The organism is Mesorhizobium sp. WSM4836 (assembly GCF_055811815.1).
The window spans coordinates 1-21023 of the sequence record NZ_JBVVQF010000005.1; the positions used below are offsets into that span (position 1 = coordinate 1).

Consider the following 21023-nt stretch of genomic DNA (forward strand, 5'->3'; position numbering starts at 1 on the left):
CACGCCCTACGAGTTCATTTGCAAGGCATGGGCTGCACAGCCAGAACGCTTCAAGCTTGATCCGCTCCAGCAAATGCCGGGACTAAACACCTAGGCGGGGGCCGAACGCATACCAGCATCGTGAGAATGGCCTAAAGAATCTCGGTCTTGGCGATGTGAATGCCAAAACCTTCGAGGCCGACATAATGGCGCTCGCGCGAGGCGATCAGATTGATCGAGGAAATGCCGAGATCCTTGAGGATTTGCGCGCCGAGGCCAATCTCGCGCCATTCGTTCTCGCGCCGGCGCGCCTCTTCATGATCCTCTCGGTCGCCGGCAGCCGGCCGCTTGCGCTCCTGATGAGCGACGCCGACAGAGCCTTCGCGCAGATAGACGATGACGCCGCGCTTGCGCGCGCCCATCGCCTCCATGATGGCGTCCAGCCTGTGGCTGGTGCCGAAGACGTCGCTCACCACGTCCTCGGAATGAAGGCGCACCGGCACCTCGACGCCGTCGCGGATATCGCCGAAGACGACCGCCACGTGATGCATGGAATCCCAAGGCAGCGTGTAGGTGAAGACCTGTGCCTTGCCGCCGGGCGTCTCGATGTCGGAACAGGCGACGCGCTCGACCAGCGTTTCCTTGCGCTGCCGGTAGGCAATAAGGTCGGCAACCGAGATCTGCTTCAACCCGTGCTTTTCGGCGAAGGCCTGCACCTGCGGCCCGCGCATGACGGTGCCGTCATCATTGACCAGCTCGGAAATCACGCCGACCGGCGGCAGGCCGGCGAGCTTGCAGAGGTCGACCGCGGCTTCGGTATGGCCGGAACGCATCAGCACGCCGCCTTCGCGCGCGATCAGTGGAAAGATGTGGCCGGGGCGCACGAAATCGGACGCGCCGACATTGCCATTGGCGAGATTGCGCACCGTCAGCGTGCGGTCGTCCGCCGAAATGCCGGTCGTGGTGCCGTGCTTGAAGTCGACGCTGACGGTAAAGGCAGTGGTGTGAGCAGAATCATTGTCAGCCACCATCGGCGACAGATTGAGCCGCTTAGCTTCCTCGCGCGGCATCGGCGTGCAGACGATGCCTGACGTGTTGCGTACGATGAACGCCATCTTTTCCGGTGTGCAATGGACCGCGGCGACGATCAGGTCGCCCTCGTTCTCGCGCCCGTCATCGTCCATGACGACGACGATCTCGCCGCGCTCGAAGGCGCGCAGGGCTTCAACGATCTTCTTCTGGTCGTAAGACATAAGCGCTCGCTTCGCTCGCAGGGAATAGGGAGTAGGGCAGTATGGGAGTAGGGGAAAGGAAAAAATTGCTGTAGCGGGAGCCGCGTAACCTGCTCCCCTACTCCCTTCCCGTTTGTCCCCGATGACGCAGATAATGATCGGCGATGGCGCAGGCAACCATCGCCTCGCCGATCGGTACGGCGCGGATGCCGACGCATGGATCGTGCCGGCCCTTGGTCATGATCTCGACGTCGTTGCCGTCCTTGTCGATCGACTTTCGCGGCGTCAGGATCGACGAGGTCGGCTTCACCGCGAAACGCGCGACGATCGCCTGGCCGGTCGAGATGCCGCCGAGGATGCCACCGGCATTGTTGGACAGGAACACCGGCTTCCCGTCATTGCCCATGCGCATCTCGTCGGCATTCTGCTCGCCGGTGATGCGGGCAGCTTCGAAACCGTTGCCGATTTCGACGCCCTTGACGGCGTTGATAGACATCAGGCCCGAGGCGATGTCCTGATCGAGCTTGGCATAGATCGGCGCTCCAAGCCCCGCCGGCACGCCGTCGGCGACGATCTCGATGACCGCACCGACCGAGGAGCCCGCCTTGCGGATGCCGTCCAGATATTTCGTAAAGACGGCGACCGACGCCGGATCGGGCGTGAAGAACGGGTTTTCGGCGTCGCTGACGAAATTCCAGTTCCAATTGGCGCGATCGATCGATTTATCGCCCATCGACACCAGTGCGCCGCGCACCACCATACCTGGCACGACCTTGCGGGCAAGCGCCCCGGCCGCCACCCGCGCCGCCGTCTCACGCGCCGAGGAGCGGCCGCCGCCGCGATAATCGCGCAGGCCGTATTTGACCTCGTAAGTGTAATCGGCATGGCCCGGCCGGTACTGGCGGGCGATCTCGCCATAGTCCTTGGAACGCTGGTCGACATTCTCGATCAGCATCGACACCGGCGTGCCGGTGGTGATCATCGTCTCACCGTCCTCATCGAGGATGAAGCCGGACAAGACCTTGACCTCGTCAGGCTCGCGACGCTGCGTCACAAAACGTGACTGGCCGGGGCGGCGCTTGTCGAGCTCGGCCTGGATCTCGTGGCGAGTGAAGCGGATGCCCGGCGGACAGCCGTCGACGACGCAGCCCAGCGCCGGCCCGTGGCTTTCCCCCCAAGTGGTGACGCGGAAAAGATGGCCGAAGGTGTTGTGCGACATGAAACCAGCCCTGCCGGCATCGGAGCCGGCTTGGCGCATGACCTCGAAAATCGAAGCGATTCTCGGAAAGGAACATGCGCGAAAAATCAAAAGTGCTACAGCGTCCTTTGTGCGCCCAAGAGGACGTGCGGCGCAGCAGCCTGCCTTCTATTGGCGTTTTCCACAGTGGTCAAACTGTGATCCGGCGGATTTAGTTTTGACACATTCGATTGGTTTCTGCTCAGTTCCGTTCCGTTGGACCGAGCCGCTGTACCGGCGATGATTAAAGAGGACGATGATGCGTATCCTGATTGGCGCTGTTGCCGCCACGCTGTTGATTTCCACCGCCGCCTTCGCCGGCCAGACCGAAGGCCTGATCAAGAAGGTCGACAAGGATGCGCTGACGCTGACGCTTGACGACGGCAAGTCCTACAAGCTGAACGCCGAAACCGACCTCGATGCACTGAAGCCGGGGATGGACATCGTCCTCGCCTATGACGTGACCAATGGCGAGAACGTCGTCACCGACATGGAACTGCCCGACACCGGATCGACCGAGTAGCGGCGTTCCGGCTTACAGCCACTCCAGGCGTTTGCCCTCCAGCCTGAGCAGGCGGTCCTGCGGCACGTCGAGGGCTGCCGCCTCCTTCTTGGGAATGTCCAGCAGGAAGCGGAACAGCGCGCGCACGACGCCGCCATGGGTAACGCAGACCGTCTGCCGGTCGAGCGCATCGAACCACGGTTTCACCCGTTCGAGCAGCATCTGGTAGCTTTCGGCGCCCTCGCCGGGCGGCTGGAAATTCCATTTGTCGCGGCGGCGTTGCTTGGTCGAACCGGGATCATTCGCCTCGAGTTCGGCAAAGGTGAAACCCTGCCAGTCGCCAAAGCTCAATTCTATCAGCAGCGCCTCGGTACGATAGGCGTGCGGATCGAGCTTCATCGCCGCGCGCAGGCGCTCCATCGTCTCGCGCGTGCGCCGCATCGGGCTGGCGACAAAATCGAAATCTTCGGGCTTGTCGATGAGTTCGGCCAACCTGCACCCGTTGCGGGTCGCCTGCTCGCGGCCAAGCGCGTTGAGATCGGTGTCGGCCTGCCCCTGCAGCCGGCCCTCGGCGTTCCACGCCGTCTGGCCGTGGCGCACGATGTAGACGAGCGGGTACATCAGGTCTTCCGGAAGAGGTCAGGCGGTGGCGTCAGTCCTTGACGGTCGAAATATCCGGTGCGTCGACCGCTTTCATGCCGACGACATGATAGCCGGAATCGACATGGTGGATCTCGCCGGTGACGCCGCGCGAAAGATCGGACAGGAAATAGACGCCGGAATCGCCGACCTCCTCCTGCGTCACCGTCTGTTTCAGAGGCGAATTGTACTCGTTCCACTTCAATATATAGCGGAAATCGCCGATGCCGGATGCCGCAAGCGTCTTGATCGGGCCGGCGGAGATGGCGTTGACGCGGATCTTCTTGGCACCAAGATCGACGGCCAGATAGCGCACGCTGGCCTCGAGTGCCGCCTTGGCGACACCCATGACGTTGTAGTGCGGCATCACCTTTTCCGCGCCGTAATAGGTCAGCGTCAGCAGCGAGCCGCCGTCGGTCATCAGCGCCTCGGCACGTTTGGCGATGGTGGTGAAGGAATAGACCGAAATATCCATGGTGCGCAGGAAATTGTCGCGCGTCGTCTCGACATAGCGGCCGGTCAGCTCGTCCTTGTCGGAAAAGGCGATGGCGTGGACAAGGAAATCGAGCTTGCCCCAATGGCTGGCGATCTCGGCGAACACCGCATCGAGGCTGGCCGGATCGGTCACGTCGCAATGGCCCGCGACATGCGCGCCCAATTCGGCCGCGAGCGGCTCGACGCGTTTCTTGAACGCCTCGCCCTGATAGGTCAGCGCGATCTCGGCGCCGTGATCGACACAGGCCTTGGCGATGCCGTAAGCGATCGAGCGATTGTTGGCGATGCCAAGGATAAGGCCGCGCTTGCCGGCCATAAGGCCCCGTCCACCCGCCATGTCAGCGCTCTCCGCAAGGTTCTCTGCTTTGTGGAGTGCCTATCGCACAGCCACAGGACACCATCAAGCGTCCAAAGCGGACAGTTCGGGGACAAAGCGGTCGCTCAACAGCGCTACGCGTCCTTGGACGCGCAAAGAACGCTATGGCGCTTGACTCGGCGCGACCTGCCAGAGCCCGTTGCATTGGCGCCGTCTCAAGTCGAAAATGCCCCCTATGGAAACAGTCCTATTTCCCAAGCTCACAACACCAAGGCTCGGGCTTCGGGCGCCGAGCGAACGGGATATCCCAGCATGGTTTGCGCGCGCGACGGATGTCGAATCCGCCTCCCTTGCCGGCGATCCCGTTCCTGACGACATAAGCGCAGGCGAGCGGTGGTTCGCGCGTTCGCGTCAGCGGTTCGCTGACCGTAAGGCGATCCAGTGGTCCATAGACCAAGCTGGAGTATCGGACGCGATCGGGACGATAACCCTGTCCTTCGGCGTAACCGACGCCAAGGCAGCCGCATTGGGATTTGTGCTGGCGCGTGCGCATTGGGGGCACGGACTGGGCAGCGAGGCGGCGCGCGAAGTCCTCCGGTACGCCTTTGAAACTCTGGAGCTTGACCAGGTGACGGCCGAGGCGGCGGCGCGCAATTTCATGTCGCTGCGGGTATTGGCGAAGCTCGGCTTCAAATATCTCGGGAGCTTCATCGATGAGTCCGACGGCGAGCGCTGCGAGCGTTTTGCGTACGACGGAGACATCGGATCGTCACTGTTGGCGAGCAACGCGATGCCAGACTGCCGGGCTTGAGCCATCCGCCACTAGAGATTGTTTGTGCTGTTTAGGTCCGCAACGAGGGGGCTCGAAGTCCCTTGAGGCGAGAAGGGCCATTCTCGACGTGAAAAACAATTGCTCTTTGAAGACTGCGGCGCGTGCAGTTATTTCGAAATCCATGATTGTTATGAGAAGCTTCGCCCGAGCATCGCACCGCACGAATGATGACGCGCAGCGCAACCAAATTGGGAGGATTCAAAATATCGGCATGCGATGTTTGATTGTCACAGCTCATCCACTCGATCGAAGCCTTTGCCAAACGCTTTCGAACGCAGTTATCGAAACCCTGATGGAGGCGAAGCATCAGTGTCGACATGTTGATCTGTATCGATCTGGCTTCTTCCCGGCTCTTACACCGGCGGAACGCGCGAGCTACTATTCCGGATTCGAGACTACGGAGATAGTTGAAGAGATTGAGGACCTTCTCTGGGCCGAGACTATCGTCTTGATTTTTCCCACGTGGTGGTTCGGACCTCCAGCTATATTGAAGGGCTGGTTCGACAGGGTATGGGCACCTGGTATAGCATACGATCACGCGGCCGATCTTGGTGCCATACAACCGCGGCTTCACCAGTTAAGGAAGGTGGTTGCGATAACAACTTTGGGCTCACCTTGGTGGGTCGATTGGTTGATCCTCAGGCGGCCAGTGCGGCGTGTCCTCAAGACAGCTATTCTGAATACCTGTGCTCCTCAGGCCTCGCTTACCTTCCTTTCATTTTACAAGGTTGAAAGTATGTCTAGGCAAGATGTCGATGCTGCGATAAATCGCATTAGATCAATACTCCAACCTCTATAGGTGTGCCCCGTTCACAATGCTCCTTCCTGTGAAAAGGCGCAGGTAGAACAATGCCCGTCGGGACAGCGCGGCTCGTGACCGCTGCCCTTATCGGTATGCACGCGCATACGCGCCGAAGGTTGGGTTATCTGGCAGCCATAATCACTGGCGAAGCGTCACGGGTCCCCAGGAGACTGCGCCCAGTGGAAGAAGCGGATCTCGGTGGCCGATCTGACAGGCCGGCTTACGCCGGCAGCGGTGAGGGCCAACGCTTTTACGAGGAGGTGCGGCCTCACCTGACCGCGATTGAGGACGCGGCCGTGGTCGCCTCAGGCACTGCTTCCGTCGTGCGCGGCCGGCTCAGAGTCGACATCGACCCGTTCTTCCTCCCGCTGGTGCTTGCGGGACGGTTGGGTGCCTTTTGCGAACGCTACCCCGATCTTTCGGTGGAGTTCGTGACCAGCGATCATGTCGGCGATCTCGTCGCCGAAGGGATCGACCTTGCCATTCGCTTCGGGCAACCGCGACTCGCTACCCTGGTTGCGCGTAAGCTGATCGAGGCGCCCATTCTGACAGTGGCATCGCCGGCTTACATCGAGCGGCGCGGAAAACCGGTCCACCCCTCAGACCTGGCCGGGCACCGTTGCCTGCAATTCCTCGATCCGTACACGAGGCGGCCGTTCGACTGGGAATTCGTTCGCGGCAAGGAGACGATCCAGGTCCCGACCACGGGACCGCTCACCTTCACCGATCCAAAGTCGATGTTGGCGGAATGCGTCGCCGGCACGGGCATCGCACAGGTGATCGGCTGGGGCGCGGGCGGTCTGCTGGCGAAGGGCGAACTGATCGATCTGTTTCCAGACTGGCATGGCGAGCGCTTTCCGCTTTTCGCCTTCCATCCCTCCCGCAAACATCCGCCGGCCAAGGTCCGTGCCTTCGTCGACTTCTGCGTCGAGGTCGCAGTGGATCTCTAACGGGATGGTGCGGGCAGTATGCTCTTCACCTCGTAGTCGAGTTCCGGCCCCTCGCCTTTTCGACCGTCAGCCCTTTCGCCGGCGCATCAGCGCCTCGAGCTCGGTGTCGCCGCCTTCCGCCAGCATCAGCCGCACATGCGCGTAGAGATCGCCGTGACCGCCGGCCTTTTCCGGCAGGCCCCTGCCCTTCAGCCGCAGAACCTTGTCCGAACTGGACCACGGGGGAACGTTGACCGCAATCCTGCCGGTCGGAGTTTCGACCGCGACCTTGGCGCCAAGCACCGCATCGGCCAATTCCACCGGCAGGTCGACATGCAGGTCGCGTCCCTCGACGCGGTAGCGCGGGTGCCGGCGGAAACGGATCTTGACCAGTGCATCGCCGGGCTGCCCCGGCCCTTGCTCACCCTGGCCTTTCAACCGGATGGTCTGGCCGTCCTCGACATAGGCCGGCAGCTTGACCGCCATCTTGCGGCCATCGGGGAACATCGCCGTCACCTTCTCGGCGGTGGCGGCCTCCTCGATGGTGACGTCCAGCGTCACGTTGAGGTCTGCGGCGGTTGGCATCCGGCGTCCGGCGCCCATGCCGGCGCCGCGCTGCTGGGTGAATGCATCGCCGAATATCTGGCTGAAGATGTCGCTGTTGCCGTCGAACGGATCACCACCGGGACGGCCCGTGCGGAATTCGAAATGTGCGCCGCCCGGCCCTTGCTGCCGGCGGAAACCGGCGAAAGGATCGGCGCCGCCAGCCGCGCCTTCGAACCCCTGGAACCGCGGTTTGCCTTCGGCGTCGATCTCGCCGCGATCGAAAGCCGCCCGGTTCTTCTCGTCGCCGACGATCTCGTAAGCCTGGTTGGCGGCGGCAAAACGCTCTTTTGCCTTCGGATCCGGATTCTGGTCCGGATGATACTTCTTGGCGAGCTTCCGGTACGCCGACTTAATGTCCTTGGCCGATGCGTTCTTGGCAACGCCCAGCACCTCATAGGGGTCGCGCATGCTTACTGCCCTGGAGAAGGAGTGGTTCCATGATCGCCTCCTATATGCGCTCGCATAGGAAGAAATTCCAGTGGCCTACCGCTATATCACCGGCGGAAAATCAGAGCGCTTCGAAATCCTGCATTCGCCAGGCGCTGCCGCCTGCCAGGCATATTTCGCCTTTGAACAGCGCGACGCCATCGAAGCTCTCGCGCGACGCGGTGAAACGACGGCATGTCTCGCCGTTAGCCCTGAATTCCGCAAGCTCGGTGATGGAGCCGCGCGAGCCAGTGTCGGCATTCGCCCAGGGAACGGCCTGCCCGGCCAGTTGCCCGACGTCGGCGGAGGACACGGCGTTGCGGATCGTGGCCTGGTCGGAGGCGCCGTCCTGATCGAGTGGCGTGGCCGAGGCCGGCGTGCTCGAGGTCAGCACCGAGCGGTCGACCTCGGCCTGCTCCAAGCTGAAGCCGCCGCCGCAGGCGGCAAGCGGCAGGACGATTGTCACGATCATGGCTTTGGCGCTGGCCGAAGCGATAACGCTCCATTGCCCACTGTCAAAAGCTTGCACGATACGCGACAATCGGCAATCTCCCCAGCCGGCGACAAATTTGAGAAAACTATGAGCGAAACCGGGTTAACAAGCGGTGACTTTACCGAGGCGGCGGAACCGTTCCGGCTATTTGCGGCGTGGCTCGACGACGCGACGAAGAGCGAGATCAACGACCCCAACAGCGTGGCGTTGGCGACGGTCGACGCCGAGGGCATGCCTAATGTGCGCATGGTGCTGCTCAAGGGCTTCGACGAGGGCGGCTTTGTCTTCTACACGAATTTCGAGAGCGCCAAGGGCCGCGAGATCCTGGGCAGCATGAAAGCGGCGATGTGCTTCCATTGGAAATCGCTGCGCCGGCAGGTGCGGGCGCGCGGTCCGGTGGAGATCGTCACCGACGCCGAAGCCGATGCCTATTATGCGACGCGCCCGCGCGGCAGCCGCATCGGCGCCTGGGCTTCCAAGCAGTCGCGGCCGCTGGAAAGCCGCTTCGCGCTGGAAAAGGCGGTCGCCGAATATACGGCGCGCCACGCCATCGGCGACATCCCGCGGCCAAAACACTGGTCGGGCTTCCGCATCGTGCCCCGGACGATCGAGTTCTGGCACGACCGTCCGTTCCGGCTGCACGACCGCGTCGTCTTTTCACGCAACGCCGAGGGCGGCTGGGACAAGGTGAGGCTTTATCCGTAGGTATATCATCCCTCATCGCGTCGAGGGCGAGACTGTCGAAATCCTGACCGTCATGCACGCCGCACAGCTCTGGCCGCACGCGCCGTAAATCGCAACGAGACGCGCGAGATCAGGTCATACTGCTTGCGCCGGCGATTCAGCGGGCCTTTTTCCTGGCCATGAAGGCGGTCAAGGCTGCGCCGCCTCTGCCGATTTCCAATCCCCACTATCACGATCTCGTGTGCGTGAAACATTCCAGCTTGCCGCAACGAACCAGGAAAGGGCTCAACGCGCCGCTGGCGCAAACTCAGGAGGAAGCAATGCATTCATTCAGGTTGGTCACGATGGCCGGTCTTGTCGGCCTTTTCGCCACGCAAGCCTTTGCGGAGGACGCGATGGGCACGATGACGATGATGAAGGGTGGGGAGGTCATGGCGATCATGCCCGATGGTCATATGGGCACCATGATGCCCGACGCGAAGATGAGCGCCGACATGATGAAAATGGCGAAACCGATCAAGCACTGCATGATGTTGATGACCGACGCCAAAGGCAAGACATTCATGATCGACACGTCTTCGGCAAAGGCCCAGGCAGAATGTAAAAAAATGGCGATGTGACAAAGAGATCATGGCGAGAAAACCCGCCGGTTGCTGCCGGCGGGTCCACGGTGCGGGACACGGCCAGAAGGTTCTAAAGCGCGTCGCGTTCGACCGGCCTCATGCGACGCACTTTAGTTCTTGTTTTGATGCATGTCGTTATCGCAAAACCGCTGCACACTTTTGCGCGACATGCATTTAGGCCATTTTCCTGGTCGTGAAGGCGGTCAAGGCGGCGCGGGCCTCGTCGGATTTGAGCCGTTCGCGGAAATGCTGGCTTTCCTGGCCGATGCGCTCGACAAGGGCGTCGCGCGAGCCGCGCATCAGGTCGCGCGCGATCTTCAGCGCTTGCGGCGGCTTGGCGGAGATCTGGCCCGCCGCCGCCAAAACCGATGCTTCGAGTTGCCCCTCCTCGACCACCTCGTAGATCAGCCCGGCGGCCTTGGCGCGCGCGGCCGAAAAGCCCTCGCCAAGGCCAAGCAGCGCGAAGGCGCCTTGCCGGCCGAGGATCTGCGGTGCGAGCAGGCTCGATCCTGCCTCCGGCACAAGGCCGAGATCGACGAAGGGCGTCCGGAATATCGTGCGCGGCGTGGCGAAGGTCAGGTCGCAATGCAGGTTGAGCGTGGTGCCGATGCCGACCGCAATGCCGTCGACCCCGGAAACCATCGGCTTTTCCACTTTGGCCAAGGCCATCAGGAAATCCCAGACCTCGGAACCGCCTTCGCCGCCCGTGGCGACGACCAAGAAATCGGCAAGGTCGTTGCCGGACGAGAAGGCACCTGGCACGCCGAGAAAGACATGGACGCGGATCGCCGGATCAGCGTCGCCGCCGGTAAGAGCCGCCGACATCGTCGCGTACATGGCGCGGGTCAGGGCGTTCTTCTTGTCCGGACGGTTCATGCGGATGATCTGGATGGCGCCCTGGCGCTCGACGACGATGTGGTCTGTCACGGACTGGTCCTTTGTGAATTTCGGGCCTTTGTGAATTTTCGGCGCGTGCGAACGTCAGGCTGAAATCAGCGTCTTGCCGGCAACGGCAAGGCTGTCGGCGCCGCCGATCACGCACTCCTTCAGCGCGCCCACTTCGCCAAGCAGGTTCTCGGCGAAGAACCGACACAGCGCGATGCGGTTTTGGTCGGCAAGCGCGCCGCGCGCCAGATAGGCGCCGCCAGCGGCGAGCGAGATCAGCCTGAGATAAGGTGTGGCGCCGGCCAGCGCCTCGTCCGAACGGCCCTCGGCCTGCAGATCTTGCAGGAAACGGGTTGCCTGGGAGAGCTCGTCGAGCGCCTGGTCGAGGTGATCGGCGGTGCGGCCGAAGCCTTCAAGGTTCGACGCTCCTACCGCATTCGCGGCGGACTTGAGTTCGGCGATGTAGCCATGCACATGCCGGCCGCCGCCGAGCGGCAGCTTACGCGTCACCAGATCGATCGCCTGGATGCCATTGGTGCCTTCGTAAATGGGCGCGATGCGCGCGTCGCGATAAAGCGCTGCGGCCCCCGTCTCCTCGATGAACCCCATGCCGCCATGCACCTGCAGCCCGAGCGAGGCGACCTCGACGCCGACATCGGTGGAAAATGCCTTGGCCAGCGGCGTCAAAAGATTGGCGCGCTCCTGCCAGTGCTTTGCATGTTCGCTCTGCGCCGCAAGATCGATGGCGTGGGCGCAGGAATAACAGATGGCACGGGCAATCTGGGTCAGCGCCTTCATGGTCAGAAGACTGCGTTGGATGTCGGGGTGATGCACGATCGGCGCCATGCCGGCACCGCCGTAGCTTGCCGCCTTGCCCTGCCGGCGGTCGTTTGCATAGACGAGCGCCTTTTGCGTCGCCGCCTCGGCGACCGCCACGCCCTGTATGCCGACGGCAAGGCGCGCATTATTCATCATTGTGAACATGCAGGCGAGGCCCTTGTTCTCCTCGCCGACCAGCCAACCTATCGCGCCGGGCGAGCTGCCTTCGAAGCCATCGCCGTAGATCATGGTGCAGGTCGGCGAAGCGTGGATGCCCAATTTGTGCTCCAGCCCGGAGCAGAAGACGTCGTTGCGTGCGCCAAGCGCGCCATCGTCGCCGACCAGGAATTTCGGCACCAGGAACAGCGACAGGCCGCGTGTGCCGGGCGGCGCGTCGGGCAGCCGCGCCAGCACCAGATGGATGATGTTGTCGGTGAAATCGTGCTCGCCATAGGTGATGAATATCTTTTGCCCGAAGATGCGGTAGGTGCCGTCGCCGGCCGGTTCGGCACGGGTTCGCAAGGCATTCAGGTCCGAGCCCGCCTGCGGCTCGGTCAGGTTCATGGTGCCCATCCATTCGCCGGAGACCAGTTTTTCCAGATATTTGGCCTTAAGTGCCTGCGAGCCATGCTTGTCGAGTGCTTCGACCGCGCCCATGGTCAGCGTCGGGGCGATGCCGAACGCCATCGAGGCGGAGTTCCACATTTCGAGCGCGGCGACGCCGAGCATGGCCGGCAGCGCCTGGCCGCCATACGCTTCAGGCGCCGACAGCGCGTTCCAGCCGCCGCCGATCCAGCGGTGATAAAGTTCCTTCCAGCCGGGCGGGGTAGTGACGGCAGCGCCGTCGAGCACCGCGCCGTGCTGGTCGCCGAGCTTGTAGAGCGGCGCCACCTCCTCGCTGGCGAAGCGGCCGGCCTCAGCCAGAATGGCGTCGACGAGGTCCTCGCCGAGTTCGCCAAAGGTGCCGGCATCGAGCGCCGGCTTCAAGCCGGCGACATGCTTCAGCGTGAAGGCGATTTCCTCGACCGGTGCCAGATACATGGCGTTCGCTCCTCCTCAGCCCGGCTCTCCCCAGTCTGGCAGGTCTACTTAAGACCTGTGCCGATGCAAAACCATCTGCTTCTGGAATTCCCTGTCCATCTTCTTTTGACGTAAACGTCAATTTTGTCACGCAGATTTTGCAGTTGCCATGACGCAGCCTAAATTCGGCAAGATAGAGCAGAATACCGAAATAGGATTGCCTCGTGCCCGCAGACCTGACGCTTATCGCTGCATCGAATGCGCCTGCTCTGGCGGGCAGCCGGTTTTTGCCATCATGAAGGTAAGGTCGAGAACGGTGCAGCCTATTGGTCGGATCGCGGCATATTGTGCTCACCACCATGCTCGCTGACCTCTCATCGCAAACGCGAGGCCGAGGGAACGCTGTCGCAAGTGCCGGCGCTCGACCCGTTTCATATCCCCTCTCGCCAGTGACAACCATCAAGATCATCAACGGAGAAGCCGACCGAGCCGTGGCATGCGCGGGCCGCGATCGAAAGCATTTCCTTAACCATGGCGGCTCAGGATTGGGCTTTGGCCAGCAAGGACCTGCTGTTTGAAAACGCCGGCGCACCCTCTTATCCGCTCAGCGCTTCTCGTTGTCGCGGCCGCGATGACCCTGGCGCTTACGCCGGCAAAGGCGTCGGATTTCTCCGAGCCTTGGAAGGATGCGGACCGGGCGCTGGTTGTCGACGCCTACGAATACAATTCCATCGACTGGACCCGGCTAGCCGCCGACAAGCGTCTTGTCGGCTTCATCAACAAGGCATCCGACGGAATGCCGCCGCCCTATTTCTGTTTCGGCGATGAGACCGAGATGCGGCTGTGCAAGACGCTTTGGAAGCGCCATGCGATGGCGCAGGAACTGTTCCAGACGCGCAAGGTGGTGGCCAAGGCGTTGGGCCTGAAATGGGGTGCCTATCATCTCGCCCGCCCCGGCAACCCCGTGGGACAGGCCAATAATTTCATCAATTTCGTGAAACCCGGGCCGGATGACCTGCTTGCCCTCGACATTGAGGACGATGATCCCACCCAATGGATGTCGCTCGAGGATGCCGAGGAATTCGTGCGCCATGTGCATCGTCGGGTTGGCCGCTTTCCGGTGCTCTACACCAACGGCATGACAGCCCGGCATATCGCCGACAACAAGTATAGATACCCGCTCCTGTCCCGGTTGCTGCTGTGGTACGCGCGCTACAAGCCAGACATCGGCGTGCATTTTCCGATGGGCAACTGGCAGGGTTATGCGCTCTGGCAGTTTTCGGCGCGAGCAAATTGCGGCCGGTTCCGCTGCCCTTACAGGGTGGCGGGCACGCCCAACGATATCGATGTCAGCGTCGCGCCGATGAACGCCACGGAATTACGCGCGCAGTGGCCGTTCGGCGGCCTGATCGACGTGCAGCCGGATTATCTCGCCTCGATACCGGTGCCGCTCTCACGCGAGGCTGGGCTCGCCGGCGGCACCATCACCTACGCTAGCGTGGCCACGCCACCGAGTTTCGAGGAGATGGTGACGGCATTTAGAACGCGCCTAGCGAAATTCAGCAGCGGCTTTCAAAGGCCTACGGCCAAGACGGCGCCGAGCCTTCCGCGCGGGATTGCCGAATATGTCGCCTGGACGCGAAACGAAAAGCGTGCCGCCTCGGTGTCTGCAATTGCCCCCACCACCGACGCGGTCAGCACCGTCTCGACCGAATTCGACAACCGCCTGCGTTAAGGCGAGGACCGCCTTAAGCGTCAGTTCGACTGCTCGCGCGCCACTGCCAGCCAGCCAATGTCGCGGCGGTAAAAGCCTTGCGGCCAGTCGATCCGGTCGAGCGCGGCGTAAGCCTTCTTCTGCGCCTCGCCGACGGTGCGGCCGGTCGCCGTGATGTTGAGCACGCGACCGCCATTGGCGACGAGTGCGCCGCCGTTTATGGCGGTGCCGGCATGAAATATCTCGACGCCCTCACCTGCCGCCGCCTCGACACCGCGAATGACCGAGCCCTTTTCCGGCGTGCCGGGATAGCCCCTGGCCGCCATCACCACGGTGAGCGCCGCCTCGTCGCGCCAGCGCACGGACGTATGCGCAAGCTGGCCGTCGGCGGCTGCGTTGAGCAGGACCAGCAGATCGTCCTTCAGCCGCACCATCAGCACCTGGCATTCCGGGTCGCCGAAACGGGTGTTGTATTCGATCAGCTTCGGCCCGTTGTCAGTGATCATCAGTCCGGCGAACAGCACGCCGGAAAACGGCGCGCCTGTTTCAGCCATGCCGCGCATGGTCGGCTCGACGATCTCGCGCATGGTTCGGTCGATCATCTCCGGCGTCATCACCGGGGCCGGCGAATAGGCGCCCATGCCGCCGGTATTGGGGCCGGTGTCGCCGTCACTGAGGCGCTTATGGTCCTGCGCGGTACCGAAGGGCAGCGCGGTGGTGCCGTCGCACAGGCAGAAGAAACTCGCCTCCTCGCCCCTGAGAAACTCCTCGACCACGACTTCGGCTCCGGCCTTGCCGAAGGAGCCGTCGAAACAGGCGTCGAGCGCGGCCAGCGCCTCGTCAACCGTCATGGCGACGGTGACGCCCTTGCCGGCAGCAAGACCGTCGGCCTTGATGACGATCGGCGCACCCGTCTTCTCGACGTAGGCCCTGGCCGATGCCAGATCGCCGAAGCGGCCATAGGCGGCGGTCGGGATGCCGTATCTGGCGCAGAGGTCCTTCGTAAATCCTTTTGAGCCTTCCAGCCGCGCCGCCGCCTTTGACGGGCCGAAGACGCGGATGCCCTCGGCGCGCAGGTCGTCGGCAATGCCGGCGACCAGCGGCCCTTCCGGTCCGACCACGACGAGGTTTATTTCATTCTCGCGGCAAAACCGGACCACCGCTGCGTGATCCGCAGTATCGAGCCTGACCAGTTCGGCTTCGCCGCGGATGCCCGGGTTGCCGGGCGTCGCGTAGAGCTTGGTCAGCAGCGGCGACGCCGCGATCTTCCAGGCCAGCGCATGTTCGCGTCCGCCGGAGCCGATCAACAAAACACGCATGCCCAGATTCCTTACCGTTCCAAGACCAGAACTGCGCTATTGCGCCCCGGGCGGCGGGTCAAGACATTTGGGCAGTTTGACGGCACTTGCACCGTGCGCAGAATTGTTTGAGGTGCGCCGGACCTCGTTTCATTTCCTTCCGCGTGCGTCCACGTCTGCATTTGACATTCCCGAGCCGGGCTACCGTATGTCCCTGTCTCAACAATATACCGAGGCCGACGGCTGCCATAGCCCCTTGCATTGGGCCCCCATTGCGTCTTACGTTTTATGCATCGATCAACTGAGGGTATGATAATGGCGAACACTGCAACCCTATCCTCGAAGTTTCAGATATCGATTCCCAAGGCGATCCGGACCGCCCAGCATTGGGAAGCGGGTTTGACCTTTGCCTTCATCCCGAAAGGAACGGGCGTGCTACTCGTCCCTGTGCCGAAGCGGGAAGCGCTGAAGGGACTGGCGAAGGGCGCTTCGGCGACGGAATATCGCGACCGGTCGGACCGTTTCTGATGGTGCTCGTCGATACCTCGGCCTGGATCGAATGGCTGATCGGCTCTACGACTGGAGAGCAGGTGGCCGAGCATCTGCCCGAGCGAGCCGACTGGCTGGTTCCGACCATGGTGCAGTTGGAACTCGCAAAATGGCTCACTCGCGAAGCAGGCGAAGATAAAGCCGATCAGGCTATCGCCTTTACGCAGGTCTGCACGGTGGTCCCGCTTGACACGGAAATCGCCCTAGCGGCCGCCGAAGCCTGCCGGAAGTACAAATTGGCGACCGCAGACGCGATCATTTTCGCAACCGCTCGGGCGTGTGACGCGATGCTCCTGACTTGTGACAAGCATTTCGAGAGCCTGCCGGTCGTCACCCTCATCGAAAAGATCTAACGCTGATCTTGTTGGGCCGCGGGGGTGATGTCGGCTCCGGCATTTCACGACCCCTACGGGTACGGGGAGGAACTCCCTTCCGGTCGCCGGCAATACCGCAAAATGCCGGCTTCTCCGGCCTTGCACATCGGAGACCAGCACTTGGAGATTCCCGACCAACTACTGATGTGCGAGACTGATTTTTGGCTCTTGATGCATCGGATTGACTCCTAAGCGATGAACGCAGCGTTCGCGTCATCGAGGCGGGCTGGTTTCCGCCCCACGATAATTTCACATCATGCCATAGGTCGCGGACGAGGCTTGACGGTTTTCGCCTCTGCTGCCACTCCAGCAAAATGGAAACCGTCCAGTCGAAAGCGGCCCAGGGCCGCGTCGCCGATGCGCCGAGCGGCCATTGGGTCTATCGCGCGCTGCCGCAGGTGTTGTGGCCATACGCGCAGCTTGCCCGGTGGGACCGGCCGATCGGCTGGCAATTGCTGTTGTGGCCATGCTGGTGGTCGGCTGCCCTTGCCGCGAGCGCCTATCCGCGTCCGGCGGATCCGCTGCTCTCGCTGCTGCCCTCGCCATGGTATCTGCTGCTGTTTTTTCTTGGCGCGTTCGCCATGCGCGGTGCCGGCTGCACCTACAACGACCTAGTCGACGAGGACATCGACAATCAGGTGGAACGCACACGCTCGCGGCCGCTGCCGGCCGGCAAGGTCACGCGCCGGCAGGCCTGGATGTTTGTTGTCGTGCAGGCACTGGTCGGCCTTGCCGTGCTTCTGCAGTTCAACAGCTTCGCCATCTCGCTCGGCATCGGCTCGCTGGTCATCGTCGCCGTCTACCCGTTCATGAAGCGGTACACCAATTGGCCGCAACTCGTTCTCGGCCTCGCCTTTTCCTGGGGAGCGCTGATGGGATGGGCGGTCGAGTTCGGCGACCTCGATGGACCGGCAATCATGCTCTATATCGGCTCGATCCTGTGGGTGATCGGCTACGACACGATCTATGCCCATCAGGACAAGGAAGACGACGCCATCGTCGGGGTGCGCTCGACGGCGCGCCTGTTCGGCGACAACACCAAGGCTTGGCTGGCCGGTCTTTATGGCGGAGCGCTGGTCTGCTTCGCCATTGCTTTCGCCTCGGCACAGGCACCGGTGCCTGCACTGGCCGGGCTGATCGCCGCCGGCGCCCATATGGCGCGGCAGATCGGCGTGCTCGACATCGACAATCCTGACCAGTGCCTGAGGCTGTTCAGATCGAACAACCAGGTCGGCTGGCTGATCTTCCTCGGCCTGATCGGCGGCGCGGCTTGGGTGGCGCTGAAGCCGCTGGTTTAGCTACTCCCGCGAAATGAGTTCCTCGCCGCCGATGACCAGCCTGAGGCCGAGGTCGCCGGCGCGGCGGCGGGCGAGGAAGCGCGGGCGGCGCATGGTCGAGACGCGACCCTTGCGACGGTCCTGCGCCGGCAGCGCCTTGATGGCGGCGCCGAGCGATTCTTCCAGCGTGCGGGCAATGCCGTCGGCTTCGATCAGCAGCATCGGCAGGCGGTAGGCGTCGGCCCAGGCGCGCCAGTCGGCGGCGACGTCGTCGAGATCGTCGGCGACCAGCAGCGGCACCGACAGCATCGGATCGTTGTGCAGAAGCTCAAGCGTCACTGTGACATTGCCGTCCGGATCCTCCATGGCGCGGGCGGCGACGCCGCGAAACGCGTTGGCGGGCAGAGCGATGATCGCCGGCACGCCGCTCATCTCCAGCGTGCGGCGGATAACCGCGCCGCGCTGGTCGATGGTGAAGGTGACGTCGCCATAATCGTCGCGCGTGGCGTAGCTCACCACCTGCGGCAGGCGGAATGGGTCGAGACGCATATTGCGGCCCGCCCAGACTGGCTTCAGTCCAGTGTTCATATCGTGCCTTTCCTGTTTCTCCTGAGAGCCGGTGTTTTCCGGTTCTCCGGGCCGGTTGTCCCAGCCTCGTTGTGGAGAAACATTAGCGCGAGCTTCTTATCCTCGCGCTTAAGAAAGTCGGTTAAATTTTGCTGATCCGGGGCGGATGGTTATCGGAATGCCAACCGGCGCAGGCCGGCGAAAGGATCAGATAACCTTACCGGGATTCATGATGCCGGCCGGGTCGAACGCGGCCTTCACCCTGCGCATCAGTTCGATCGCTATCGGCGGCGCCGTCGCGATCAATTCGTCCCGCTTCAACTGGCCGATGCCGTGCTCGGCCGAGATTGAGCCGTGAAACGAGCGCACGACGTCGTGCACGGCCTTGTTCATGACGTGGTAAAGGCCGAGAAACGCCTCGTCGTCACCGTCGACCGGCCGGGAGATGTTGTAGTGCAGGTTGCCGTCGCCCATGTGGCCGAAGCAGACGGCGCGTGCGCCGGGACTGACCGATTGCACGGCAGCGGCGGCCTTTTCGATGAATGGCGGGATTGACGCGACCGGCACCGAGATGTCGTGCTTGATCGAGGCACCTTCCGGCTTCTGCGCCTCGGGCAGCACTTCGCGGAAATTCCAGAACGCATCGCCCTGGGCCATGCTTGCCGCGATCACCGCATCGCCGACGATCCCTTGCTCGAGGCCTGCCTGCAGCACCTCCTCGATCAGCGCCCGTGCATCCTCGGCCGAGCGGCCCGACGAGATCTGCATCAGCACATACCACGGCCAATCGCCGGCCAGCGGCCGCACCACGCCTTGTGCGTGGGTAAGCGTAAAGTCGTAGGGCCTCTGGCCGATCAGCTCGAAGGCGGTGAGCGCTGCCCCTGCACGGTCCATCGCTAGGCTGAACAGCGACAGTGCCGCCTCCGGCGATGACAGGCCGGCAAACGCCACCTCGCGCCCCTTGGGTTTGGGGAAAAGCTTGAGCACGGCGGCGGTGATGATGCCGAGCGTGCCTTCGGCGCCGACGAACAGGTTCTTCAAATCGTAGCCGGTATTGTCCTTTTTCAGCTTGCGCAGATCGTCGAATACTTCGCCGGTCGGCAGCACCACTTCGACGCCGAGGCAGAGTTCGCGCGCATTGCCGTAGGCAAGCACGCCGGTGCCGCCGGCGTTGGAGGAGAGATTGCCGCCGATCTGGCAGGAGCCTTGCGCGGCAAGCGACAGCGGAAACAGCCGGTCGGCGGCATCGGCCGCTTCCTGCAGCGTCTGCAGGATGACGCCGGTTTCGACCGTCACCGTGTTGGACAGTGTATCGATCTCGCGGATGCGGTTCAGCCGCGACAGCGACAGCACGATTTCGCGGCCGGATGCGTCCGGCACCTGGGCGCCGACCAGCCCGGTGTTGCCGCTTTGCGGCACGATGGGCGTGCCGGTTTCGGTCGCCAGCCGCATGATGCGGCTAACCTCCTCGACGCTACCCGGCCTCAGCACCAGTGCTGTTCTGCCATGCCAAAGTCCGCGCCGCTCGGCGAGGTAAGGCGCAATGTCCTGCTGGTCGCGCAGCGCATATTTGTCACCGATGATTGTCGCGAAGCGCGCGACGACGGCAGGGTCGAGATCGGGGGAAATGTCGTTCATAGGTGGAAACTATGGTGCTCGATCGATCTTGTCACGAGGGGCGATCTTGTCACGCGGAGCGGCGGCGCGCGAAAGCCTGTCGTTGATCGCCTCGCCCAGCCCTTCGAACGGGATCGGCTCGACGGCGATGGTTTTGGCGCCGCTGCGATCGAGATCCTGCAGATGAGCGAAGAGATTGCTTGCCGCCTCGCGCAGGTCGCCGGTCTCCGACAAATTGCGCAGGGCGGCTGCATCGCGCCAGCCTTCGGCACGGCGGCGGCCGAAGGCCAGCAAGGCTTCGCCTTTGACGACGTTGCGGGCATTGAGGCGCACGGCGGCACCCGGGGCGTAGTGCGAGGCGAGCATGCCGGGCGCTTCGATGCCCGAAGCGCCGCGCAGCAACTTTGTCCCGGCCACTGCTTCGATCTCTTCGGCGGCAATGCCGCCCGGCCGCAGCAGCCGCAGCTTTCCAGCTTCGACCTTCACGATCGTCGATTCCAGCCCGATCGGCGTCGCGCCGCCATCGACCACAAGCTTGATCCTGGGACCGAGGTCGGCGGCCACGGCTTCCGCCGTCGTAGCGCTGATCCTGCCCGACGAATTGGCGCTGGGCGCCGCAAGCGCGCGGCCGAATTTTGCGATCAGGTCGCCGCCAAAGCCTTTCGGCATGCGCAGCGCAATCGTGTCCAGCCCGGCGGTGACCAGCGGATGAATGCCGTTACCGGGCCGTTGCGGCAGCACCAGCGTCAGCGGCCCCGGCCAGAATGCCTGCGCTAGCCTTTCCGACAGCGGATCGAACAGCGCAATGCGCCCGGCCATCATCGGATCGGCTATATGGGCGATCAGCGGGTTGAAGCGCGGGCGGCCCTTGGCTTCGAAGATGCGGGCCACGGCAACGCCATTGGTCGCGTCGCCGGCCAGCCCATAGACGGTCTCGGTCGGTATGGCGACGACGTCGCCGCTTTCGAGCAGCGCCAATGCCCTTTCCATCGCCTCGCCGACGGCACGAATTTCAGCCACTGTCGTCACCTCACGGATGCGGGTGCCTAATACGGCGACGCCGGGCGAGCAAGTCCGGGCGTTGGCGAATCGCAAATCGCTAAAATGC

23 protein-coding genes are annotated in these 21023 nt (G+C 62.9%); 11 read left to right on the forward strand and 12 right to left on the reverse strand.

What is annotated here, in order from left to right; all coding sequences use genetic code 11:
• Window positions 1–131: 131 nt before the first annotated feature.
• Entirely contained in the window at window positions 132–1232 is a 1101-nt protein-coding gene (ribB, locus tag AC0L2P_RS07790) for a 3,4-dihydroxy-2-butanone-4-phosphate synthase (RefSeq protein ID WP_473500638.1), read from the reverse strand.
• Between the two features lie 97 nt (window positions 1233–1329).
• Window positions 1330–2430: a chorismate synthase gene (gene aroC / locus AC0L2P_RS07795; RefSeq protein WP_473500639.1), complete on the reverse strand. Its 1101-nt coding sequence runs from the start codon at window positions 2428–2430 to the stop codon at window positions 1330–1332.
• On the opposite strand from aroC, the gene AC0L2P_RS07800 reads away from it, so the two are divergent.
• Window positions 2429–2692 carry a hypothetical protein gene (locus AC0L2P_RS07800; protein WP_473500640.1) on the forward strand — a complete coding sequence of 88 codons (264 nt, stop codon included), beginning with the start codon at window positions 2429–2431 and terminating at the stop codon, window positions 2690–2692. The genes aroC and AC0L2P_RS07800 overlap by 2 nt on opposite strands.
• A 15-nt stretch (window positions 2693–2707) precedes the next feature.
• The gene (locus AC0L2P_RS07805) at window positions 2708–2971 is read left to right on the forward strand and encodes a DUF1344 domain-containing protein (RefSeq protein ID WP_023716902.1); all 264 of its coding nucleotides are present in this window, start codon (window positions 2708–2710) and stop codon (window positions 2969–2971) included.
• A 12-nt stretch (window positions 2972–2983) separates the two neighbouring features.
• Here AC0L2P_RS07805 and AC0L2P_RS07810 read toward each other — a convergent pair whose 3' ends face one another.
• Together AC0L2P_RS07810 and fabI are read right to left on the reverse strand one after the other, a co-directional pair.
• Entirely contained in the window at window positions 2984–3571 is a 588-nt protein-coding gene (locus AC0L2P_RS07810; RefSeq protein ID WP_473500641.1) for a histidine phosphatase family protein, read from the reverse strand.
• Window positions 3572–3602: 31 nt separating this feature from the next.
• The gene (fabI, locus tag AC0L2P_RS07815; RefSeq protein ID WP_473500642.1) at window positions 3603–4421 is read right to left on the reverse strand and encodes an enoyl-ACP reductase FabI; all 819 of its coding nucleotides are present in this window, start codon (window positions 4419–4421) and stop codon (window positions 3603–3605) included.
• A 214-nt stretch (window positions 4422–4635) separates the two neighbouring features.
• Between fabI and AC0L2P_RS07820 the strand changes: the two genes are divergently transcribed.
• The 3 genes from AC0L2P_RS07820 (at window position 4636) to AC0L2P_RS07830 (ending at window position 6984) form a co-directional block, all read left to right on the forward strand.
• The gene (locus AC0L2P_RS07820) at window positions 4636–5211 is read left to right on the forward strand and encodes a GNAT family N-acetyltransferase (protein WP_473500643.1); all 576 of its coding nucleotides are present in this window, start codon (window positions 4636–4638) and stop codon (window positions 5209–5211) included.
• A 232-nt stretch (window positions 5212–5443) separates the two neighbouring features.
• Complete coding sequence (locus AC0L2P_RS07825) at window positions 5444–6031, forward strand: NAD(P)H-dependent oxidoreductase (RefSeq protein WP_473500969.1); 588 nt, start codon at window positions 5444–5446, stop codon at window positions 6029–6031.
• A 182-nt stretch (window positions 6032–6213) separates the two neighbouring features.
• Window positions 6214–6984 (forward strand): substrate binding domain-containing protein, encoded by a 771-nt coding sequence (locus AC0L2P_RS07830; RefSeq protein ID WP_473500644.1) that lies wholly within the window; start codon window positions 6214–6216, stop codon window positions 6982–6984.
• Between the two features lie 66 nt (window positions 6985–7050).
• Here AC0L2P_RS07830 and AC0L2P_RS07835 read toward each other — a convergent pair whose 3' ends face one another.
• Together AC0L2P_RS07835 and AC0L2P_RS07840 are read right to left on the reverse strand one after the other, a co-directional pair.
• Window positions 7051–7977, reverse strand: a complete 927-nt coding sequence (locus tag AC0L2P_RS07835) for a DnaJ C-terminal domain-containing protein (protein WP_473500645.1) — start codon at window positions 7975–7977, stop codon at window positions 7051–7053.
• A gap of 100 nt (window positions 7978–8077) precedes the next feature.
• The gene (locus tag AC0L2P_RS07840) at window positions 8078–8536 is read right to left on the reverse strand and encodes an RT0821/Lpp0805 family surface protein (RefSeq protein ID WP_473500646.1); all 459 of its coding nucleotides are present in this window, start codon (window positions 8534–8536) and stop codon (window positions 8078–8080) included.
• A 39-nt stretch (window positions 8537–8575) separates the two neighbouring features.
• Between AC0L2P_RS07840 and pdxH the strand changes: the two genes are divergently transcribed.
• Window positions 8576–9193 (forward strand): pyridoxamine 5'-phosphate oxidase, encoded by a 618-nt coding sequence (gene pdxH / locus AC0L2P_RS07845; RefSeq protein WP_473500647.1) that lies wholly within the window; start codon window positions 8576–8578, stop codon window positions 9191–9193.
• A 158-nt stretch (window positions 9194–9351) separates the two neighbouring features.
• Window positions 9352–9792 carry a hypothetical protein gene (locus tag AC0L2P_RS07850; protein ID WP_473500648.1) on the forward strand — a complete coding sequence of 147 codons (441 nt, stop codon included), beginning with the start codon at window positions 9352–9354 and terminating at the stop codon, window positions 9790–9792.
• 177 nt (window positions 9793–9969) lie between these two features.
• Here the strand turns inward: AC0L2P_RS07850 and AC0L2P_RS07855 are convergent, their stop codons facing one another.
• Both AC0L2P_RS07855 and AC0L2P_RS07860 read right to left on the reverse strand, forming a co-directional pair.
• Window positions 9970–10722, reverse strand: a complete 753-nt coding sequence (locus tag AC0L2P_RS07855; RefSeq protein ID WP_473500649.1) for a crotonase/enoyl-CoA hydratase family protein — start codon at window positions 10720–10722, stop codon at window positions 9970–9972.
• Between the two features lie 54 nt (window positions 10723–10776).
• A complete protein-coding gene (locus AC0L2P_RS07860; RefSeq protein ID WP_473500650.1) occupies window positions 10777–12540 on the reverse strand; it encodes an acyl-CoA dehydrogenase in 1764 nt (587 codons plus the stop codon).
• A gap of 610 nt (window positions 12541–13150) precedes the next feature.
• Between AC0L2P_RS07860 and AC0L2P_RS07865 the strand changes: the two genes are divergently transcribed.
• Window positions 13151–14254, forward strand: coding sequence for a glycoside hydrolase family 25 protein (locus AC0L2P_RS07865; RefSeq protein WP_473500651.1), 1104 nt, complete (start codon window positions 13151–13153; stop codon window positions 14252–14254).
• 20 nt (window positions 14255–14274) lie between these two features.
• Here the strand turns inward: AC0L2P_RS07865 and purD are convergent, their stop codons facing one another.
• The gene (purD, locus tag AC0L2P_RS07870; protein WP_473500652.1) at window positions 14275–15552 is read right to left on the reverse strand and encodes a phosphoribosylamine--glycine ligase; all 1278 of its coding nucleotides are present in this window, start codon (window positions 15550–15552) and stop codon (window positions 14275–14277) included.
• A 288-nt stretch (window positions 15553–15840) separates the two neighbouring features.
• Between purD and AC0L2P_RS07875 the strand changes: the two genes are divergently transcribed.
• The 3 genes from AC0L2P_RS07875 to ubiA all read left to right on the forward strand — a co-directional run bounded on the left by AC0L2P_RS07875 (window position 15841) and on the right by ubiA (window position 17752).
• A complete protein-coding gene (locus tag AC0L2P_RS07875) occupies window positions 15841–16059 on the forward strand; it encodes an AbrB/MazE/SpoVT family DNA-binding domain-containing protein (protein ID WP_473500653.1) in 219 nt (72 codons plus the stop codon).
• The gene (locus AC0L2P_RS07880) at window positions 16059–16433 is read left to right on the forward strand and encodes a PIN domain-containing protein (RefSeq protein WP_473500654.1); all 375 of its coding nucleotides are present in this window, start codon (window positions 16059–16061) and stop codon (window positions 16431–16433) included. Before AC0L2P_RS07875 ends, AC0L2P_RS07880 begins: the two co-directional genes overlap by 1 nt.
• A 335-nt stretch (window positions 16434–16768) precedes the next feature.
• Complete coding sequence (gene ubiA, locus AC0L2P_RS07885) at window positions 16769–17752, forward strand: 4-hydroxybenzoate octaprenyltransferase (protein ID WP_473500655.1); 984 nt, start codon at window positions 16769–16771, stop codon at window positions 17750–17752.
• Here ubiA and AC0L2P_RS07890 read toward each other — a convergent pair whose 3' ends face one another.
• The 3 genes from AC0L2P_RS07890 to AC0L2P_RS07900 all read right to left on the reverse strand — a co-directional run bounded on the left by AC0L2P_RS07890 (window position 17753) and on the right by AC0L2P_RS07900 (window position 20935).
• Window positions 17753–18319 carry a DUF6101 family protein gene (locus AC0L2P_RS07890; RefSeq protein ID WP_023674094.1) on the reverse strand — a complete coding sequence of 189 codons (567 nt, stop codon included), beginning with the start codon at window positions 18317–18319 and terminating at the stop codon, window positions 17753–17755.
• A gap of 186 nt (window positions 18320–18505) precedes the next feature.
• Window positions 18506–19936, reverse strand: coding sequence for an FAD-binding oxidoreductase (locus AC0L2P_RS07895; protein ID WP_473500656.1), 1431 nt, complete (start codon window positions 19934–19936; stop codon window positions 18506–18508).
• 9 nt (window positions 19937–19945) lie between these two features.
• Complete coding sequence (locus AC0L2P_RS07900; RefSeq protein WP_473500657.1) at window positions 19946–20935, reverse strand: L-threonylcarbamoyladenylate synthase; 990 nt, start codon at window positions 20933–20935, stop codon at window positions 19946–19948.
• Window positions 20936–21023: the final 88 nt, after the last annotated feature.

Excerpts from the sequence above, each read along its gene's own strand:
- AC0L2P_RS07895 (WP_473500656.1), bottom strand. The coding sequence starts at position 19,936 with ATGAACGACATTTCCCCCGATCTCGACCCTGCCGTCGTCGCGCGCTTC.
- AC0L2P_RS07875 (WP_473500653.1), top strand. The coding sequence starts at position 15,841 with ATGATAATGGCGAACACTGCAACCCTATCCTCGAAGTTTCAGATATCG.
- AC0L2P_RS07820 (WP_473500643.1), top strand. The coding sequence starts at position 4,636 with ATGGAAACAGTCCTATTTCCCAAGCTCACAACACCAAGGCTCGGGCTT.
- AC0L2P_RS07865 (WP_473500651.1), top strand. The coding sequence starts at position 13,151 with ATGACCCTGGCGCTTACGCCGGCAAAGGCGTCGGATTTCTCCGAGCCT.
- AC0L2P_RS07805 (WP_023716902.1), top strand. The coding sequence starts at position 2,708 with ATGCGTATCCTGATTGGCGCTGTTGCCGCCACGCTGTTGATTTCCACC.
- AC0L2P_RS07810 (WP_473500641.1), bottom strand. The coding sequence starts at position 3,571 with ATGTACCCGCTCGTCTACATCGTGCGCCACGGCCAGACGGCGTGGAAC.
- ubiA (WP_473500655.1), top strand. The coding sequence starts at position 16,769 with ATGGAAACCGTCCAGTCGAAAGCGGCCCAGGGCCGCGTCGCCGATGCG.
- AC0L2P_RS07850 (WP_473500648.1), top strand. The coding sequence starts at position 9,352 with ATGAAGGCGGTCAAGGCTGCGCCGCCTCTGCCGATTTCCAATCCCCAC.
- pdxH (WP_473500647.1), top strand. The coding sequence starts at position 8,576 with ATGAGCGAAACCGGGTTAACAAGCGGTGACTTTACCGAGGCGGCGGAA.
- fabI (WP_473500642.1), bottom strand. The coding sequence starts at position 4,421 with ATGGCGGGTGGACGGGGCCTTATGGCCGGCAAGCGCGGCCTTATCCTT.
- AC0L2P_RS07800 (WP_473500640.1), top strand. The coding sequence starts at position 2,429 with ATGAAACCAGCCCTGCCGGCATCGGAGCCGGCTTGGCGCATGACCTCG.
- AC0L2P_RS07890 (WP_023674094.1), bottom strand. The coding sequence starts at position 18,319 with ATGAACACTGGACTGAAGCCAGTCTGGGCGGGCCGCAATATGCGTCTC.
- purD (WP_473500652.1), bottom strand. The coding sequence starts at position 15,552 with ATGCGTGTTTTGTTGATCGGCTCCGGCGGACGCGAACATGCGCTGGCC.
- AC0L2P_RS07860 (WP_473500650.1), bottom strand. The coding sequence starts at position 12,540 with ATGTATCTGGCACCGGTCGAGGAAATCGCCTTCACGCTGAAGCATGTC.
- AC0L2P_RS07835 (WP_473500645.1), bottom strand. The coding sequence starts at position 7,977 with ATGCGCGACCCCTATGAGGTGCTGGGCGTTGCCAAGAACGCATCGGCC.
- aroC (WP_473500639.1), bottom strand. The coding sequence starts at position 2,430 with ATGTCGCACAACACCTTCGGCCATCTTTTCCGCGTCACCACTTGGGGG.
- AC0L2P_RS07825 (WP_473500969.1), top strand. The coding sequence starts at position 5,444 with ATGCGATGTTTGATTGTCACAGCTCATCCACTCGATCGAAGCCTTTGC.
- AC0L2P_RS07880 (WP_473500654.1), top strand. The coding sequence starts at position 16,059 with ATGGTGCTCGTCGATACCTCGGCCTGGATCGAATGGCTGATCGGCTCT.
- ribB (WP_473500638.1), bottom strand. The coding sequence starts at position 1,232 with ATGTCTTACGACCAGAAGAAGATCGTTGAAGCCCTGCGCGCCTTCGAG.